We start from the raw sequence: 17,812 nt of genomic DNA, 5'->3' as shown, positions 1-17,812 counted from the left end.
GGCTCCGGAGAGGGCCGTTAACGGGCAAAAACGAAAAGTCGCTGTGAATACAGTCCCTGTACGCTCAGGCTCGCCATCCATGGCTCGCATGCTTTTCGTTTCCTTTGCCCGTTACCGGCTCAGTACCTGACCGGCAGAGCTTTTTTCAACACTCAGACTGCTGCGATCACTTTGATTTCGACTTTATAATCCGGGTGCATCAGAGCAGCTTCCACGGTGCAGCGAACCGGCGCACTGCCTTTCGCGACCCATGCATCCCAGGCGGTATTCATACCGGCAAAATCGGCTTTGTCTGCCAGGAAAATGGTCGCATCGAGGATTTTGCTTTTATCTGAACCGGCGCGGGCCAGAATTTTATCGATCGCGTGCAGGGCACTGGTGGTCTGGGCAGTAATATCGCCGCTCAGATCTTCCGGAACACTGGTGTAATAAACGGTGTTGTTGTGTACAACCGCTTCAGACCAGCGGTCTTCCGGATCAATTCGCTGAATTGTCATTCTCTCTCCTGTAAATATATCCAGTTTCTTACACGGCAAGGTGGTGCTATTGCTCAACCCTTGGCATAATTAGCGCCTATTTTGTCAGAAGAGAACGCGCGTGTCAGACGATTTTGCAAAAAACGGCCGCTTAGCCCGTGTCATTCCCGGTTTTCAGCCGAGGGAAGCCCAGGTCACTATGTCGGCGGCGATCAGCCGGATAATTGAAACGCAGGGGCAACTGGTGGCGGAAGCCGGAACCGGGACCGGCAAAACGTTTGCCTATCTGGTACCCGCGCTGCGTGCCGGAAAGAAAACTATTATTTCCACCGGCTCCAAAGCGTTGCAGGATCAGCTCTATAACCGCGATCTCCCCACCATTATTCAGGCGCTGGATTATGACGGCAGGGTGGCGCTGCTCAAAGGGCGCTCGAACTATCTTTGTCTGGAGCGGCTGGAGCAGCAGACTCTCGGCGATATCAATATGGAGCCGGAAACGCTCACGCAGATAGTGGCGGCGCGGCGCTGGGCAACAGCGACTGAACTGGGGGATATCACCACCTGTCACGATATTCCGGAAGACAGCCCGGTCTGGCCGTTGATCACCAGTACCAACGATAACTGCCTCGGCAGCGACTGTCCGCAGTATAAAGAATGCTTTGTACTGAAAGCCCGGCGCAAGGCACTGGAAGCGGATGTGGTGGTGGTCAACCATCATCTGTTTATGGCGGATCGCGTGGTGAAAGACACCGGTTTCGGGGAGCTTATCCCTGAGGCGGATGTGATTATTTTTGATGAGGCGCATCAGATCCCGGATATCGCCAGTCAGTATTTCGGTCAGCAGCTCAGCAGCCGTCAGTTATTTGATCTGACCCGCGATATCACATTAGCCTACCGCAGCGAGCTGCGTGACCAGGCGCAGTTACAGAAATGTGCGGATCGCCTGACGATGAGTGTGCAGGATTTCCGGCTGGCACTCGGTGATACCGGTTTTCGCGGTAATCTGCGGGAACTGCTGGCACAGCCGCAGTTTCAGCGGGCGCTCACCTTGCTCGATGATGCTCTGGAACTCTGTTATGACGTGATGAAGCTCTCTCTCGGCCGCTCTGCCATGCTGGATGCGGCGTTTGAACGGGCGACCCTGTACCGCAACCGGCTCAAACGGCTGAAAGATGTTTCCATCCCCGGTTACAGTTACTGGTTTGAAAGCTATGGACGTCATTTCCTGCTGGCACTGACACCGCTGACCGTGGAAGACAAATTCCGCGAAATGATGAGTAATCAGAAAATGGCGTGGGTATTTACATCCGCGACACTGTCGGTGAATGATGATCTGCACCATTTTACCCGCCGCCTCGGGCTGGATAACGCCGAAACCCTGATCCTGCCGAGCCCGTTTAATTATCAGGAACAGACTCTGCTCTGTGTGCCGCGTTTTCTGCCGTCGCCGAATCAGTACGGTGCGGCAAAACAGCTGGCGGAACAACTGCGCCCGCTGATCAACCATAACCGTGGCCGCTGTTTCTTTTTATGCACCTCACACCAGATGATGCGTGATCTCGCCGCCGAATTCCGCCAGTCACTGACACTGCCGGTGCTGGTGCAGGGGGAAACCAGTAAAACACAGCTGCTCCGTGATTTTATCTCCTCCGGTAATGCCTTGCTGGTGGCCACCGCCAGTTTCTGGGAAGGGGTGGATGTGCGCGGTGATGCACTGACCTGTGTCATCATCGACAAACTGCCGTTTACCGCACCGGATGACCCGCTGCTGAAAGCACGCATGGAAGATTGTCAGGTACGCGGTGGCGATCCGTTCCGTGATGTTCAGATCCCGGATGCGGTGATCAGCCTTAAACAGGGGGTCGGGCGGCTTATCCGTGATACGGAGGATTACGGCGTGATTGTGATCTGTGATAACCGGATTGTTATGCGGCCTTACGGGGAAATCTTCCTGAAAAGTCTGCCGCCGTCGCCACGGACCCGTTCACTGACCAAAGCTGCGGAATTTCTGGCAGCACGGCAGTCACAGCGCCGCACAGCGGAATAACACTGAATCAGTTTCGCAATAAAAGTCACTGTTACCGTGATTTTTTTGTTACCATAAACCTTATTTATTTGCCGGAGTTATGGCATGTCCAGCCGAATTTTAGCCTTAGATACAGCAACAGAAGCCTGTTCTGTTGCACTTTACAACAATGGTGAGATCACCGCCGATTTTGCCGTCACCCCCCGCGAACACACACAGCGCATTCTGCCGATGGTGCAGGCGGTGCTGGCACAGCAGAATCTCTCTCTCCGTGATCTTGATGCACTGGCCTTTGGTCAGGGGCCGGGCAGCTTTACCGGCGTGCGGATTGGTGTCGGGATCGCGCAGGGTCTGGCGCTGGGCGCTGAGCTGCCGATGATCGGTGTCTCATCACTGGAAACCATGGCGGAAGGGGTTTTCCGTACTGCCGGGCTCTCCCGTGTGCTGGTTGCCATTGATGCCCGCATGGATGAAGTGTACTGCGCGGCGTATGTCCGTGATGAGCAGGGTATTTTCCGGCAGGAACTGGCGGAAGCAGTGCTGAAACCGGCTGATTTTGTCACCCGCTGTGCCGCACTCACCGGCGAATGGGGACTGGCAGGCACCGGCTGGGCGGCGTATCCGCAGATGCAGGAAACGCTGACCCTCAGCACACAAATGACAGAGATTACGCTGCCGCATGCACAGGATATGCTGCCGCCTGCACTGAATGCACTGCGCCGCGGGGAAACATCTGCCCCTGAATCGGCAGAGCCGGTGTATTTGCGCAACGAAGTGACCTGGAAGAAATTACCGGGCCGGGAATAACGTAAAAAAAATAGCCTGTGTCAATTGTTGAACCGGCAATCATCAGCCACAATAAATGAATACTATCCGTCACAGGAGCTCATATCATGATGAATCGCTTACGGGGCAGTCTGAAGTATGGTGTTGTGATTTTATCACTGGCGCTGGCCGGCTGCGCCACAGTACCGGAATCCATTAAGGGCAGCGGCACCACGATGCTGACGGATTTTCAGGCCGTTCAGAAAGCGCCGCAGGCTTACAAAGGGATGGAAGCGCGTTTCGGCGGGCGGGTACTCAGCGTGCAGAATCAGCCGGATATGACACAGCTGGAAATCGCGGTGATGCCGCTGAACAGCACCGGTGCGCCATTCCTCGGTTCAACGATCACCGGCCGGATGTATGCCCGGATCAACAGTTTTATGGAGCCGGATAACTTCCGCGACCAGTATGTCACGGTGGTCGGGCTGATGAACGGTACACAAGCCGGTAAGATAGGCGATGTTCCTTATACTTTCCCGGTGATTGATGTCACTGGTTTCCAGCGCTGGCACCAGGCACGGCAGGTGATTATGCCGCCGCCGGTGTATGGTCCGGATCCGTGGCGCTGGCATAACGGGTACTACGGCGGCGGCTATTATGGCGGCGGCTGGTATTATCCGCCGGGACCGGCAGTGGTGCAGGATTATTTAGTACCTTAATCGCGCGGATTTGCGGGTACGGTAACCTTAAAGTTCAGCATAAATGCGGATTTGAGTGTATAATCCCGCCCGTGACGATAAGCAGGAATGATTATCCTCAGCTTGTTACAGTGAATAGATTAAGAGGCGGCATTTGCCGCCTCGATTGTTATCTGGCTTTATAAAACAAATTAGTGATGTGACTCTCAACCTGAAACAGAAAAATTATCCGAAAACGCCGTTTTATGTAAATACTTTATTTATGTAAATATTTTGTTAACACCGGCGGGTCATGAGATGAGCAGCAATAATCAGGAGTAAAACCTTGGAAAGAGTCTGGCTTAAACACTATCCGGAAGATGTCCCGGCAGATATCAATCCTGACACCTATGCCTCAATGGCAGAGATGCTGGAGAATGCGGTATCACGCTTTGCGGACCAGCCCGCCTTTATCAATATGGGCGAGGTGATGACCTACCGGAAACTGGAAGAGCGAAGCCGCGCATTTGCCGCTTACCTGCAAAACGGACTGGGCCTGAAAAAAGGGGATCGCATCGCGCTGATGATGCCGAACTTACTGCAGTACCCGATAGCTTTATTCGGGATCCTGCGTGCAGGGATGGTGGTGGTGAACGTCAACCCCCTCTATACACCAAGAGAGTTAGAACATCAGTTAAATGACAGCGGCTGTGCCGCGATTGTGATTGTTTCCAATTTTGCACACACCCTCGAAAAAATCGTTTATAACACGCCAATCCGCCATGTGATCCTGACCCGTATGGGTGATCAGCTTTCCCGTCCGAAAGCCACGCTGGTGGATTTTGTGGTCAAATATATCAAGCGTCTGGTACCGAAATATAACCTGCCGGATGCTATCTCATTCCGCCGCGCTATCCATCAGGGTTACCGCATGCAGTATGTCAAACCGGAAATTCACCGTGAAGACCTGGCATTTCTGCAATACACCGGCGGTACCACCGGGGTGGCTAAAGGCGCGATGCTGACCCACCGCAATATGCTGGCAAACCTTGAGCAGGCGCGGGCGGCCTATATTCCGGAGCTGAATGTCGGCAAAGAACTGATTGTCACCGCACTGCCGTTGTATCACGTCTTTGCACTGACAGTGAACTGCCTGCTGTTTATTGAAATCGGCGGCCGTAATCTGCTTATCACTAACCCGCGTGATGTCAGCGGAACGATTAAAGAGCTGAGCAAATACCCGTTCACGGCTATTACCGGGGTAAACACCCTGTTTAATGCCTGGATCAACAATCCGGAATTTCACAAACTCGATTTCTCCACCCTGAATCTTTCTGTCGGCGGCGGTATGCCGGTGCAGAAAGCAGTGGCGGAAAACTGGGAAAAACTGACCGGCAAACATCTGCTGGAAGGCTACGGGCTGACAGAATGCTCCCCGCTGGTCGCCGGCAACCCGCATAACCTGAAAAGTTACAGCGGCAGTATCGGATTCCCGGTACCGTCCACTGAGATCCGCCTGCTGGATGATGACGGCACGGATGTACAGGAAGGGCAGCCGGGTGAAATGTGGGTCCGTGGTCCGCAGGTGATGAAAGGGTACTGGAACCGCCCGGATGCCACCGCTGAAGTGCTGAAAGATGGCTGGGTCGCCACCGGGGATATCGCGCAGTTTGATGAGAACGGTTTTTTGCACATTGTTGACCGCAAAAAAGACATGATTCTGGTGTCCGGCTTCAACGTCTATCCGAATGAAGTTGAGGATGCGGTCATGCTGCATCCGGCAGTGCTGGAGTGTGCTGCTATCGGCGTGGAGAGTGAAAGCTCCGGTGAGACTGTGAAGATTTTTGTGGTCCGTAAAGATAAATCACTGACAGAAGATGATTTGCGTCTGCACTGCCGCCGTTATCTGACCGGTTATAAAGTCCCGAAAATCATTGAATTCCGTGATGAATTACCGAAATCCAATGTCGGTAAAATTCTGCGCCGCGAACTGCGCGATGAGGAAAAGCACAAAACGGATGTTCAGCCGGTTGCATGACACCACATCAGGCCGCAGAATAATAACGCCGGTTAAAACCGGCGTTTATCTGTTCTGTTACGACTATTGATTGAAATACTCTGATCTGTTGAATTATTCTGTATCACATCACTTAACCACGTCGTCAAAGACTAAGAGAAGTTGTTTTGAATTATCAGTTGATTACCAGCGATACACACCTTGCCGCCTATTGCGGACAGGTTACCGGCAAACCTTATCTTGCTCTGGACACCGAATTTGTCCGGATACGAACCTATTATCCGCATCTCGGTCTGGTTCAGCTTTATGACGGGGAGCATCTCGCACTGGTCGATCCGCTGGGGATCACTGACTGGACACCGCTGAAAACCTTACTGGCTGCACCGGATATGATCAAATATCTCCATGCCGGAAGTGAGGATATCGAAGTCTTTTTCAACAGCATGGGATGTGTGCCGCAGCCGCTGGTGGATACCCAGGTGCTGGCCGCCTTTACCGGGCATCCGCTCTCCTGCGGGTTTGCCACGCTGGTGGAAACCTACCTCGGTGTTACCCTGGATAAAAGTGAATCCCGCACTGACTGGCTGGCGCGTCCGCTGACAGAAAAACAGTGTGAATATGCAGCGGCGGATGTGTATTACCTGTTGCCGCTGGCGGAAAAACTGACAGAAAAAGTCCGTGCGGCCGGTTACCTGGCTTCTGCGGAAGAAGAGTGTGCCATGATGGCGCAGCGCCGTATTACCCAGACTGACCCGGCGGAAGCTTACCGCGATTTCAGCGGTGCCGCACAACTGCGTCCGCAGCAACTGGCCTGTTTACAGAAACTGGCGCAATGGCGGCTGGAACAGGCGCGTCAGCGTGATATGGCGGTCAATTTTGTGGTACGTGAAGAACATCTGTGGAAAGTGGCGCGTTATATGCCGACCTCGCTGGGCGAGCTGGACGGACTGGGGCTGACCGGCCAGGAAATCCGCTGTCACGGCAGACGCCTGCTGGCGTTAACGGAAGAAAGCCGTGCACTGAATGAGGCTGATTATCCGGCTCCGGTGGAAAATGTGTCCGATCATCCGTTATACCGCAAAACATTTAAGGCGATTAAAGCACGCATTACTGAGCTGAGCGAAGCGGAACAATTCAGTCCGGAGCTGCTGGCATCACGCCGTCAGATTAACCAGTATCTGAATAAAGTGTGGGGATTTAAAACGTCATCCGAAGAGCCGGAACTGCTGAACGGCTGGCGTAAACCATTGCTGGAGACTGTTCTGGCAGAGGTGGTTGCCGGTATTGAGGTCAGTGCTGTCTCCGGGGAATAAACAGCAAAAAACACGGCGGGGTAACCCGCCGTGTTATTATCAGTCACTAAAACTACTCTTTTTTTGCAGTCTCGTCTTTCTTCGTGCCTTCATCGCCTTCAGGCAGCGTGACGTTCAGTTCAAGAACGGATATATCATCGCCTTTCTGCTCAAACTGGACAGACAGCATCTCCGGATCGACCTGAACATACTTGCAGATAACTGCCAGTAAATCGCGTTTCAGATCCGGAAGGTAATTCGGTTCAGATTCACCGCGGCGACGCTCTGCAACAATGATTTGCAAACGTTCTTTTGCAATATTAGCTGTCGGTTTTTTTCTCGACAGGAAGAAGTCTAACAGCGCCATGGTTTACCCCCCGAATAAGCGTTTTAAGAAACCTTTTTTCTCTTCCTCAATGAAACGGAAAGGACGATCTTCACCCAGAATACGGGCGACGGTATCGTCATAAGCTTTACCTGCATCTGATTCCTGATCCAGAATCACCGGCTCACCCTGGTTGGATGAACGCAGAACAGACTGATCTTCCGGAATCACACCGATAAGCGGGATGCACAGGATTTCCAGCACATCTTCCATACTCAGCATATCACCGCGGCTGACACGGCCCGGATTGTAACGGGTAAGCAGCAGATGCTCTTTAATCGGCTCCTGTCCCTGTTCCGCACGGCGGGATTTGGAGGACAGGATCCCGAGAATACGGTCAGAGTCACGGACAGATGAAACTTCAGGGTTGGTGGTAATAATGGCTTCATCAGCAAAATAGAGCGCCATCAGTGCGCCGCTCTCAATCCCTGCCGGGGAGTCACAGATGATGAAATCAAAGTCCATCTCACCTAATTCGTTCAGCACTTTCTCCACGCCTTCGCGGGTCAGTGCATCTTTATCGCGGGTCTGCGAAGCAGGCAGGATAAATAAATTCTCAGTCCGCTTATCTTTGATAAGTGCCTGATTTAGTGTGGCATCGCCCTGAATAACGTTCACGAAGTCATACACGACGCGACGCTCACACCCCATGATTAAGTCAAGGTTACGCAGACCGATATCAAAATCGATCACAACGGTTTTCTTTCCTTTCTGGGCAAGGCCGGTCGCTATGGCCGCGCTGGAAGTGGTTTTGCCTACGCCACCTTTACCTGAAGTAACAACTAAAATGCGTGCCATGGAATTATTCCTTGTTAAAGGTCTATATTAGATTGTTGATAGTGAGTTCATTATTAACCAGACTGAGTTTGGCCGCTTTCCCGGCGAATTCGCCCGGGATTTGATCACTCAGCCAATATTGTCCGGCGATAGAAATCAGTTCCGCATGCAAATGGGTGCAGAAAATCTGGCTTTCCGTATCACCTGCCGCACCGGCTAACACACGTCCGCGCATCAGCCCGTAAATATGAATATTACCATCCGCAATGAGTTCCGCGCCCGCACTGACATTGGCGGTCACGATAAGGTCACTGTTCGGGGCATAAATGCGCTGGCCGGAACGGACAGGCACATTAATCAGCCGGGTCTTCCGGCAGGATGAATCTGCGGCGGATGATGCTGCCGGTGTTTCAGGCTCCGGCGCTTCCGGTTCAGCAACACGGGCACTCTTGCCCTCATTGAGCAGCGGAAGCCCGCTTCGGGTTGCGGCCCGGCGCATTTTCTCATCCTGACAGCCGCTGATCCCGACAATCCGCAAACCGGCGTCAGTGACGGCACGGAAGATAATTTTCAGGTTCGCGCCGGATGAAATCTGGCTGACATTAAGCACAACAGGAGCATTTTGGAAAAAGGCCGGCGCCTGGCTGACTTTTTCGCGCACAGCCTGTTCAATAATCTGAGGATCCTCATTATTCAGATGAAGAACCGAAAGTGTGAAGTTACTGCCTTTAAGATCAATTGGCGATGGTGACATCTGTCCGACTCAGTATAATTAGCGGCCCGCTATTCAGCCATATATAAATTGCATTGCAGCGACGCAATGCCGGGTAACGATATTATCAAAAACAATAGCATGTTATAGTTAGTGCCATTTACTGGCAAGTCACGATTTGATTTAAACGGGATAATTCCAATGTTGTGTGCAATTTACAGAAGTCCGAACCGCGATCAAACCTATTTGTTCATCGAAAAGAAAGATGATTTTTCCCGTGTCCCGGAAGAGTTGCTGAAAAGTTTCGGCAAGCCCGTCTTCAGCATGCTGATCAACCTTGCAAACCGCGATAAACTGGCCAATGCGGATATTGAGAAAGTGAAACAGGAACTGATCGATGCCGGTTATTATCTGCAGTTCCCGCCACCGGTGGAAGATCTGTTATCGGAATACCGGGATACACTGAATATTCAGGATAAATCCTAATAATAATCCCCGCGAAATAACCAGAAAGGATATCGCTATGCGCCTGACATTATTAAGCGCCGTGATTATTACGGCATCGCTGACGGCATGCAGTGCATCTCAGACACCGGTATCACCGGCCAAATTAACGGCTGATGCTCCGGCAGTGCAGCAGCCGGCCGCTGCACGGTTGTCCGTGGCGGATTTACAGCGGGAATTTCCGGCTGACTCACGGACAGCAGAACAATTTCCGGCCTATGCTGAACAGCTGAAAGCGATGGCACGTCAGGAGGGTATTAAAGAATCCACACTGACCCGCGCTTTTGAGAATTTTCATTTTATCGAACGTGTTATAACGTCTGATAAAAACCAGCCTGAGAAAAAAGTCACGCTGGATGATTACCTGGCCCGCCGTGTGACCAAAGGCGCTGTCAGCGCCGCAGTAAAACAGCATGATGCCAATGCGGCGCTGCTATCCGGTATCAGTCAGCGTTACGGCGTGCCGCAGGAATATATTGTCTCCCTGTGGGGACTGGAAAGTGGTTTCGGTCGTTATCAGGGTAAAGAAGATGTGATTTCCGCCCTGGCAACCCTGGCCTATGAAGGCCGCCGCGAAGAGATGTTTATTAAACAGTTTATCGCAGCACTGCAGATTATCGACCAGGGACATATCCCGGCAGATCAGCAGTTGAAAGGCTCCTGGGCCGGAGCCATGGGACAAAACCAGTTTATGCCGGCCAGCTATCTGACTTATGCCGTGGACGGTGATGGTGACGGCGTGGTGGATATCTGGAATAACAAAGCGGATGTGTTTGCTTCCACGGCGAATTATCTGGCCACTGAAGGCTGGGTAGAAGGGCTGCCGTGGGGATATGAAGTGACTGTTCCCGCAGGCTTTGACCGCAGCATTGAGGGAACAAAGAAAAACCAGAGCAAAACACTGGCGCAGTGGAAGGCCCTGGGTGTGACACTCCCTGCACAGGCAAACCTGCCGGAATCGACCCCGATGTGGTTAGTCGTACCGGAAGATAAGCAGGAGCGGGTGTATCTGGTCACACAGAACTTTATCACCATCATGCACTGGAACCGCTCGTATTTCTTTGCACTCAGCGTTTCGCTGATGGCAGATAATGTCGGTGCGGAAATCCGCTGATGTCATCAGAATAATAAATTAAAGGGGTAAGACTATGTATCAGCATCGTGACTGGCAGGGCGCTCTCCTGGATTTTCCGGTCGGGAAAGTGGTATGTGTGGGGCTGAATTATGCAAAGCATGTTGCGGAGATGAAATCACAGGCATCCGCAGAACCCCTTCTTTTTATTAAACCTGAAACAGCACTGTGCGATCTGCGTCAGCCGGTCGCCATTCCGAAAGAGTTCGGCGAAGTGCATCACGAAACCGAACTGGCGGTTCTGATCGGCGCTCCGCTGAAACAGGCCAATGAAGATCGCTGCGCCCGGGCGATTGCCGGTTTTGGTGTCGCGCTGGACTTAACACTGCGCGATGTGCAGATGAAATTAAAGGCGGCAGGGCAGCCGTGGGAAAAAAGTAAGGCATTTGACGGCTCTGCACCGGTGTCCGGGTTTATTCCGGTCAATGAATTCCCGGATCCGCAGAATGTCACCCTGAGCCTGACCGTTAATAATGAATTGCGCCAGCAGGGAAATACCCGCGAAATGCTGACGCCGGTGATACCGCTGATTAGCTATATGTCCCGCTATTTCACGCTGCGTCCGGGGGATATTATCCTGACCGGCACACCGGAAGGTGTCGGGCCGCTGGTATCGGGCGATATGCTGAAAATCTCTGTAAATGATCACATGCTGACCACGCGGATTATCTGAAACGGGTCAGCCACGAAGTAAAAGGAAAAAAGAACATGTCTCAACCATTCTGGACGGTGAAAACCCTCGATGAAATGAGTGACGAAGAGTGGGAATCACTGTGTGATGGCTGCGGGCAATGCTGTTTGCAGAAACTGATGGACGCAGACACTGATGAAATTTATTTCACCGATGTGGCCTGCAACCAGCTGGATATTAAAAGCTGCCAGTGCCGTCATTATGAAGACCGTTTCCGCTATGAACCGGACTGCATCAAACTGACGCGGGAAAACCTGCCGACATTTGACGCCTGGCTGCCGATGACCTGTGCTTACCGCCTGGTCATGGAAGGCAAACCGTTATTACCCTGGCACCCGCTAATCAGCGGATCCAAATCCCTGATGCACCAGAAAGGCATTACCGTCCGTCACATAGCCGTCACCGAAAGTGTGGTACAGAACTGGGAAGACCATATTCTGAATAAGCCCGAGGGCGGGTTTTAACTGATTGTTTACAACGCGGGACATAGATGGGGCATTTTGCGCTGACGTGCTCCATCTGTTCCGCAATAAATATTTATTATACATTTGAAACATGGCATATTTAAGTTTAGTTTTGATGGATAGGTCATGTGTTGTGAGTGAGCCATAACGAAATGTAATCTCAGTCAGCACCAGAAAACAGAGTAATAAATTTTTCAGTATCCCATTCTTTTATATCGGAGACCTGACCGTCGCCGATTTCTATCAGACGTAATTCACCGGCTGTATTTTCCGTAATATCCACAGAGAAGAAAGGTGTGGTAATGATATCTGCAATTTCCCGGACAACAGGCGGGATATTATCATCAGCAGAGAAAGCCTGACCATTCAGCACAAAATAGCGGCGTTCGCTGTCAGTTTTATAATATTCATAGTGCCTGAGGCTGATACCTCCTTCAATTTGTCCCCGGTAGCGAAAAATCAGCCGGATAATTTCGCGGATCTCATCAGCGTTTGCAGCAAGTGATCCGCGTGATGTGGTCAGTGATTTAACATAGTCTTTAACAAAATACCCCGGCCACTTTAATTGTGAGGTCAGGGTATCGAAATCAGCATCTTCGGTTGTGAAGATTGTTTCTGCTGTATAATGACGGCAAAAATCATACCAGCCGGTAATATGATGATTTTGCAAATATTCCTCAGGGGACACCAGCATATTACCGCCACAGGTCGTAACAGCATGATGTAAGTGCCGGTATTCTTTTCCGGTCAGCATCCACCCGCGCCAGATTACCGGGCTGTCAGCTGAAATATTGCCGGAAAAGCGGTATTTACCGTCAGATACCGCTTCCTAGTCAAGTAACAGACAGGAAACCCCCTGTTGCTGTGCACAGCGATATTCCTCAGCAAAGGTGTCGTCAGGCAGATAGTTGCCGGTGTAGTATCCAGGATAAATAATTTGCATATCATTCCTCTGAATATCAAACCCGGTGACGGGCAGCATTTTTCATCATGGTAACAATTCTTTGCCCCGGAAACAGATAAAAGTGCACCGGAAAAAAATATCCGGTGCATTTTTCACGACATTCCTCACTGCTTATTATTTTGTACTGACAACGGCAATATAGCGCAGGCGATCACGATTCTGCCGGAAATGGCGGAACATCTGTAAAAACTGCGGGCGGTTCTCTTTTTTCAGGGCGTTGCGGATGATTTTCAGTGTGCCGGCAAGTCCCTCATCGTGCAGCATACCTTTCGGTGTCATCAGTGTCATCGCACCCTCCGAGCGGATCACATCACGGAAACCTGCGTCACGGAACAGTGCCAGCCAGTCATCACTCAGCATCGGTTGTGCTTTGACATGAATGGCAGCCTGCATTTCCTGCGTGACACTCTCATCCTCTCGCCGCTCTGTCAGCGCGATATCGTGGGTCAGCAGACGACCACCGGGCTTCAGTACCCGCAGATATTCCTGTAACAGACGGGCTTTGGCTTTGTCCGCATACATGGTCAGCATGGCTTCATTGATAACCACGTCAAAATGATTATCCGGGAACGGCAGTTTTGAGGCATCCGCTTCCTGTACGGTGATAAGGTGTGACAACCCGTTAGCGAGGATATTTTTCCGTGCATTGGCAAGTGCCTGTTTATCCATATCAATGCCGGTAATATGACACTGAAAACGCTGTGCGATTTCAATGGCGGTGGTGCCCATATTGCAGGCAATTTCCAGTACGCGGCTGTCGGTCTGTAATCCGCTGTGTGCCAGCAGCCATTCTGTGGCGGTGCGGCCCCCCGGGCGCAGACGTTTTTTACCCAGACGCGCCAGAAATTTGTGTCCGGCTTCATGACCGGTATGTGTACTTTCCATTATTCAGTCCTGTTTGTTTTCCGGTTCACGTAACATCACCAGCAGCATTTTTGCCCGCTCCGGCGCGTCCACAGCATGGGGAATATTGGCCGGCATACGGACAATATCCCCGGGTTTTGCCGTCACCGGTTTTCCGGCGATGGTCAGGATCAGAGAGCCTTCGGCAATCATTACAATGGCATCAAACGGGGCACTGTGTTCAGAGAGTGCCTGACCTTTATCAAAAGCAAACAGGGTGATATTGCCGCCGCCGTTTTTGGCGAGAACGCGGCTGGAAATACCCTGTTCGGTGTAGTTCACCAGGTCAGCAATCACTAATGCTTCTGCCGGGGTAATCGTGTTATTGCTCATAATAAGTATCCTTGTAGTTAATCAGGTAATAAACATAGAGTCAGCGGAACAGAGGGATCACTCCGCAGGTCTGCCGGTGCGGATGATTAACCGGCACGACAGAAACCGGAAGCTGATATAGCTTTCCCAGATTTTCTTCAGTCAGCAGTGCGGGTGTCTGACCAAACTGCGCCTGTGTACCGTCAAACAGTAACAATGAGTGATCCGCAATATGCAGGGCATGCTGCGGATAATGACTGGTAAACAGGATGGTTTTGCCGCGCTCTGCAGCCAGCATTTTCAGAACGGAAAGAACCGTATCCTGATTTGCCAGATCCAGCGCGGAAGTGGGTTCATCCAGGATCAGAATGTCCGGTTCACCGGCCAGTGCGCGGGCAATCATCACCATCTGTTTTTCACCGCCGCTGAGCAGGTTAAATGGGGTGTCCGCAAAGGGGGTTAATCCGAGGTCAGCCATTGCCTGTTCAGTTATGTCGTGATCACGGCGGGACGGGGACGCATACCAGGGCAGGTGGCGAACCCTGCCGAGGCTGACCATGGTGCGGACAGAGTAATTAAACAGCGCGCCGCTGAGTTGCGGCACATAGGCTGCCGGTGCACTGAGCTGCACAGTACCGGTTGCCCCTTTTTGCAGGCTGAGCAGCAGACGCAGCAAGGTGGTTTTTCCGCGGCCGTTCGGGCCGAGAATGGCGGCGATAGTACCCGGCGGCTGGCGGAATGTCAGTCCGTCAAATAACGGACGTTTGCCGGTGTGGTAACTGAGCTGATTAACACGGATCACAGGTCTGCCACCTTTTTATTCATGGAGTGAATGAGCAGGGCGAAAATCGGTGCCCCGATCAGTGCGGTGATGACACTCAGCGGGATCTCCGCGCTGGTCATACTGCGCGCCAGGGTATCTACGGCGATCAGATAAATCGCACCGGTCAGGGCACTGGCGGGGAGCAGGACGCGGTGGTCATGTCCGCTGATCAGTCGCGCGATATGCGGAATAATCAGCCCGACCCAGCCGATGGTGCCGGAAACGGCCACGGTGGCGCTGGTGATCAGCGTGACGCAGACCAGGATAGTCCAGCGGGTTACGGTGACGGGCAGCCCCAGCGCCTGTGCGTTTTCCTCGCCGAGGGACAGCACATTGATGCGGAAGCGGAGGGCAAAAATAATCCCGCCTGCGATGATGACAACCGGCAGTAACACGCTCACTTTCAGGTAGGTTGCAGTGGCAAAACTGCCCATCAGCCAGAACACGATGGTTTGCAGGGTATTATTCGGATCCGCAAAATAGGTGATCAGCGAAATCAGGGCGGCAAAAAAAGCGTTAATAATCACTCCCGCAAGGATCAGCATCAGAAGACTGCTGCCGTGCCGGTTAAGCCCCAGTAAAAAGACCAGCACAATGGCCAGCAGACCGCCGAGAAAGGCAAAACTGATAGTGATAAATAAAGAGGAGAAAAGCAGCAGGGCCAGTGCGCCGCCCAGCGCTGCGCCGGATGAAACACCGATAATCTGCGGCCCTACCAGCGGGTTGCGGAAGATGCCCTGTAATGCGGCACCGGCAACCGCCAGCCCGGCACCGGCCAGCCCGGCGATCAGAATGCGCGGCAGACGGACATATAACACCACATTTTCAGCGGTGCGGCTGTATTCTGCAGACGGGCTGCGTCCGGTCAGGGTATCCGCCAGAATTTGCAGAACCGTTGTCACAGAGACCGCATAGCGCCCAGCACACAGCGCGAGCACGATGGTCAGTAATAGCAGGGCGGATAACAGGCACCATTGCAGACGGGATTTTCGCATCACGGCCGCCCCATCAGTGTCAGATAATCACGGCCTTCCCGGTTCAGATCGAGTTGTAAAATACGGTCTGTTTCTTCATCGGTTAGAGAATAGCCGTACAGTTGCAGATAGCGTTTGCGGATCTCTTCCCGCAGCGGAAATGCCGCACTTTCCGGATGAAAAATCTGAGCCAGCCACTGCCAGTAAAGCGGCGTTTCCTGATTTGGCGCATCCCAGATAAAGCCGCCGATCGGCAGTTTATAGACCCGTTTATTCTTTACCGCGGTCACATCACTGAGCATCGGATTGTTATAAATATCAGCGGGTGCCAGTCCGGCCTCAAAATTGCCCAGCAGGATAATGTCCGGATCCCACACCAGAATCTGCTCGATATTCAGGGTGCGCGGCCCGGTCAGGTCACGGTTGAGGCTGACACCCCCGGCGAGTGCAAAATCCGCATTGTTATGAGACGTGGATCCGAAAGTCTGGATACTCTGTTTAAAATGAGAGAGATAGAGCACACGCGGTTGTTTGTCTTCCGGAATCGCAGCAACACTGTTTTCCAGTTGATTGATCACCTGTTTGCGCCAGGCAATCAGCCCGTCCGTTTTGGTTTCTTTGCCGAGGGTTTTCCCCATCAGGGTCAGCCACTCCTGTGTATAGGCTTCTTTGCCGTAATCCAGTGTGGCAACGGTCAGACCGGCATTGCGCATCGGCGTGATAATGTCATCGCCCCGGTGTCCCCATTGCCAGACCAGATCCGGGTTAACCGAGAGCAGGGCTTCAATATTCGGTGCGAAATCATTCCCCACCACATCACTGCGTACAGAGAGCACATCCGGAAACATCACACTGAGCATGCCGTCGCGGGCAGCGACACCGGCAAAGGGATGCATCCCGGCGAGCCGTTTGCTGCTCTCATCAACACTGACCAGCATGGAGGCGGCAGGAATCGGGATCACCACAATCCGCTGTGCCGGAGCGGCGAGTTCAATATTCTGCTGTGACATATCGGTAAAATGCACGGCACCTTTTGCGGCATAAGCTGCTGTTGTGCAGGTAAAAAACAGTACCGGCAATAATGTAAATCTATTACTAATCATAAGGTTATTCGCCTTTTATTTTATGATTAAATTGATAATGCGATTGGTTATCATTTATAATTGCATTTATTCTGGCCGCACTGAGAGGAAAACCCTATGACATTTGTCAAAAAGACCCTTGCCCCCGCACAGCAAATGGCGATCCTCCGGTCGTGCCCGTTATTTCAGGCGGCAGAGGATGATGATCTGACGCTGGTACTGGCAGACAGCACACATCGTCAGTTTGCGGCGGGGGAATTGATCAGTCGTGAAGGAGAGACCGTAAAAGCCTGTCCGCTGATGATCAGCGGGCAGATTGATGTTTTCCGTCACACCTGGTCGGGTGAGGAAAAAGTATTCGGTATGTTTACCGCCGGTGAGCTGGTGGCGATTGCTGCTGTCTTTATGCCGCACAATCGCTTCCCGATGAGCCTGCGGGCGAGAACAGACAGCAGTGCGCTGATGCTGGATAAACAGGCGATTTTACGGCTGTGTCATGCCTGTCCGGCAATTATGGCGCAGTTACTGGCGCGGTTCAGCCTGAAGCTGTATGAGAATATTAACCATATCGACTGGCTGACCTCCAGCTCCGCAGAGCAGCGGCTGGCAGCTTATCTGCTGGATCTGAAACGGTGCCAGCAATCGGATTGTGTGGTGCTGCCGTTATCGCGCGGGCAGTTAGCCGCAAAACTGGGTGTTCGTTATGAAACTCTCAGCCGCCTGTTTTCCGGCTGGCGGCAGAAAGCGTTTATCGGAATTGATAAAGACGCGGTGCGGATCACCAATGAATCCTATCTGGCGGAACTGGCTATCCCGGCGCAGCGCCCGTTCTGAAT

General features: G+C 52.3%; 20 protein-coding genes. 10 read left to right on the top strand and 10 right to left on the bottom strand.

Features of this window, described 5'->3' with window-relative positions; all coding sequences use genetic code 11:
* Window positions 1-152: 152 nt before the first annotated feature.
* The gene (locus tag JL661_RS09490) at window positions 153-497 is read right to left on the bottom strand and encodes a RidA family protein (RefSeq protein WP_004237501.1); all 345 of its coding nucleotides are present in this window, start codon (window positions 495-497) and stop codon (window positions 153-155) included.
* A gap of 100 nt (window positions 498-597) precedes the next feature.
* On the opposite strand from JL661_RS09490, the gene yoaA reads away from it, so the two are divergent.
* From yoaA to rnd, 5 genes are all read left to right on the top strand, one after another.
* Window positions 598-2,523, top strand: coding sequence for a DNA repair helicase YoaA (gene yoaA, locus JL661_RS09485; RefSeq protein WP_015422697.1), 1,926 nt, complete (start codon window positions 598-600; stop codon window positions 2,521-2,523).
* An 84-nt stretch (window positions 2,524-2,607) separates the two neighbouring features.
* The gene (gene tsaB, locus JL661_RS09480) at window positions 2,608-3,309 is read left to right on the top strand and encodes a tRNA (adenosine(37)-N6)-threonylcarbamoyltransferase complex dimerization subunit type 1 TsaB (RefSeq protein WP_036417553.1); all 702 of its coding nucleotides are present in this window, start codon (window positions 2,608-2,610) and stop codon (window positions 3,307-3,309) included.
* A gap of 86 nt (window positions 3,310-3,395) precedes the next feature.
* Complete coding sequence (locus JL661_RS09475) at window positions 3,396-3,986, top strand: Slp family lipoprotein (RefSeq protein ID WP_004237505.1); 591 nt, start codon at window positions 3,396-3,398, stop codon at window positions 3,984-3,986.
* Window positions 3,987-4,290: 304 nt separating this feature from the next.
* The gene (fadD, locus tag JL661_RS09470; RefSeq protein ID WP_036414727.1) at window positions 4,291-5,982 is read left to right on the top strand and encodes a long-chain-fatty-acid--CoA ligase FadD; all 1,692 of its coding nucleotides are present in this window, start codon (window positions 4,291-4,293) and stop codon (window positions 5,980-5,982) included.
* A gap of 146 nt (window positions 5,983-6,128) precedes the next feature.
* Window positions 6,129-7,274 (top strand): ribonuclease D, encoded by a 1,146-nt coding sequence (rnd, locus tag JL661_RS09465; protein WP_062771685.1) that lies wholly within the window; start codon window positions 6,129-6,131, stop codon window positions 7,272-7,274.
* 52 nt (window positions 7,275-7,326) lie between these two features.
* On the opposite strand, the gene minE is transcribed toward rnd, so the two are convergent.
* The 3 genes from minE to minC are packed head-to-tail and all read right to left on the bottom strand — an operon-like array spanning window position 7,327 to window position 9,169.
* Window positions 7,327-7,620 carry a cell division topological specificity factor MinE gene (minE, locus tag JL661_RS09460; protein WP_004237509.1) on the bottom strand — a complete coding sequence of 98 codons (294 nt, stop codon included), beginning with the start codon at window positions 7,618-7,620 and terminating at the stop codon, window positions 7,327-7,329.
* 3 nt (window positions 7,621-7,623) lie between these two features.
* A complete protein-coding gene (gene minD / locus JL661_RS09455) occupies window positions 7,624-8,436 on the bottom strand; it encodes a septum site-determining protein MinD (RefSeq protein ID WP_004237510.1) in 813 nt (270 codons plus the stop codon).
* Window positions 8,437-8,458: 22 nt separating this feature from the next.
* Window positions 8,459-9,169 carry a septum site-determining protein MinC gene (gene minC, locus JL661_RS09450; protein ID WP_062771682.1) on the bottom strand — a complete coding sequence of 237 codons (711 nt, stop codon included), beginning with the start codon at window positions 9,167-9,169 and terminating at the stop codon, window positions 8,459-8,461.
* Between the two features lie 159 nt (window positions 9,170-9,328).
* Between minC and JL661_RS09445 the strand changes: the two genes are divergently transcribed.
* From JL661_RS09445 to ycgN, 4 genes are read left to right on the top strand one after another with little or no spacing between them, the layout of a single operon-like run.
* Window positions 9,329-9,613, top strand: coding sequence for a YcgL domain-containing protein (locus tag JL661_RS09445; RefSeq protein WP_036420597.1), 285 nt, complete (start codon window positions 9,329-9,331; stop codon window positions 9,611-9,613).
* Between the two features lie 37 nt (window positions 9,614-9,650).
* Entirely contained in the window at window positions 9,651-10,745 is a 1,095-nt protein-coding gene (locus JL661_RS09440; RefSeq protein WP_004237514.1) for a lytic murein transglycosylase, read from the top strand.
* Window positions 10,746-10,779: 34 nt separating this feature from the next.
* Window positions 10,780-11,436, top strand: a complete 657-nt coding sequence (locus JL661_RS09435; RefSeq protein WP_004237515.1) for a fumarylacetoacetate hydrolase family protein — start codon at window positions 10,780-10,782, stop codon at window positions 11,434-11,436.
* A gap of 35 nt (window positions 11,437-11,471) precedes the next feature.
* A complete protein-coding gene (gene ycgN / locus JL661_RS09430; protein ID WP_024473000.1) occupies window positions 11,472-11,918 on the top strand; it encodes a cysteine cluster protein YcgN in 447 nt (148 codons plus the stop codon).
* Between the two features lie 160 nt (window positions 11,919-12,078).
* On the opposite strand, the gene JL661_RS09425 is transcribed toward ycgN, so the two are convergent.
* The 6 genes from JL661_RS09425 to JL661_RS09400 all read right to left on the bottom strand — a co-directional run bounded on the left by JL661_RS09425 (window position 12,079) and on the right by JL661_RS09400 (window position 16,997).
* Window positions 12,079-12,588 (bottom strand): ATP-grasp domain-containing protein, encoded by a 510-nt coding sequence (locus JL661_RS09425; RefSeq protein ID WP_225310083.1) that lies wholly within the window; start codon window positions 12,586-12,588, stop codon window positions 12,079-12,081.
* 408 nt (window positions 12,589-12,996) lie between these two features.
* Window positions 12,997-13,767: a class I SAM-dependent methyltransferase gene (locus JL661_RS09420; RefSeq protein WP_004237519.1), complete on the bottom strand. Its 771-nt coding sequence runs from the start codon at window positions 13,765-13,767 to the stop codon at window positions 12,997-12,999.
* Window positions 13,768-13,770: 3 nt separating this feature from the next.
* The gene (locus JL661_RS09415; protein ID WP_004237520.1) at window positions 13,771-14,118 is read right to left on the bottom strand and encodes a cupin domain-containing protein; all 348 of its coding nucleotides are present in this window, start codon (window positions 14,116-14,118) and stop codon (window positions 13,771-13,773) included.
* 40 nt (window positions 14,119-14,158) lie between these two features.
* Window positions 14,159-14,899 carry an ABC transporter ATP-binding protein gene (locus tag JL661_RS09410; protein ID WP_015422700.1) on the bottom strand — a complete coding sequence of 247 codons (741 nt, stop codon included), beginning with the start codon at window positions 14,897-14,899 and terminating at the stop codon, window positions 14,159-14,161.
* Window positions 14,896-15,915 (bottom strand): FecCD family ABC transporter permease, encoded by a 1,020-nt coding sequence (locus JL661_RS09405; RefSeq protein WP_049246172.1) that lies wholly within the window; start codon window positions 15,913-15,915, stop codon window positions 14,896-14,898. The genes JL661_RS09410 and JL661_RS09405 overlap by 4 nt, the downstream gene beginning before the upstream one ends.
* On the bottom strand, window positions 15,915-16,997 hold the full coding sequence (locus tag JL661_RS09400; protein ID WP_004237523.1) for an ABC transporter substrate-binding protein: 1,083 nt from the start codon (window positions 16,995-16,997) through the stop codon (window positions 15,915-15,917). The genes JL661_RS09405 and JL661_RS09400 overlap by 1 nt, the downstream gene beginning before the upstream one ends.
* A gap of 96 nt (window positions 16,998-17,093) precedes the next feature.
* Here JL661_RS09400 and JL661_RS09395 point away from each other — a divergent pair, with 96 nt between their 5' ends.
* The gene (locus JL661_RS09395) at window positions 17,094-17,810 is read left to right on the top strand and encodes a Crp/Fnr family transcriptional regulator (protein ID WP_046024601.1); all 717 of its coding nucleotides are present in this window, start codon (window positions 17,094-17,096) and stop codon (window positions 17,808-17,810) included.
* Window positions 17,811-17,812 lie beyond the last annotated feature (2 nt).

The organism is Morganella morganii (assembly GCF_019243775.1).
Classification (GTDB): domain Bacteria; phylum Pseudomonadota; class Gammaproteobacteria; order Enterobacterales; family Enterobacteriaceae; genus Morganella; species Morganella morganii.
This window is presented reverse-complemented; position numbering and strand designations above follow the sequence as displayed.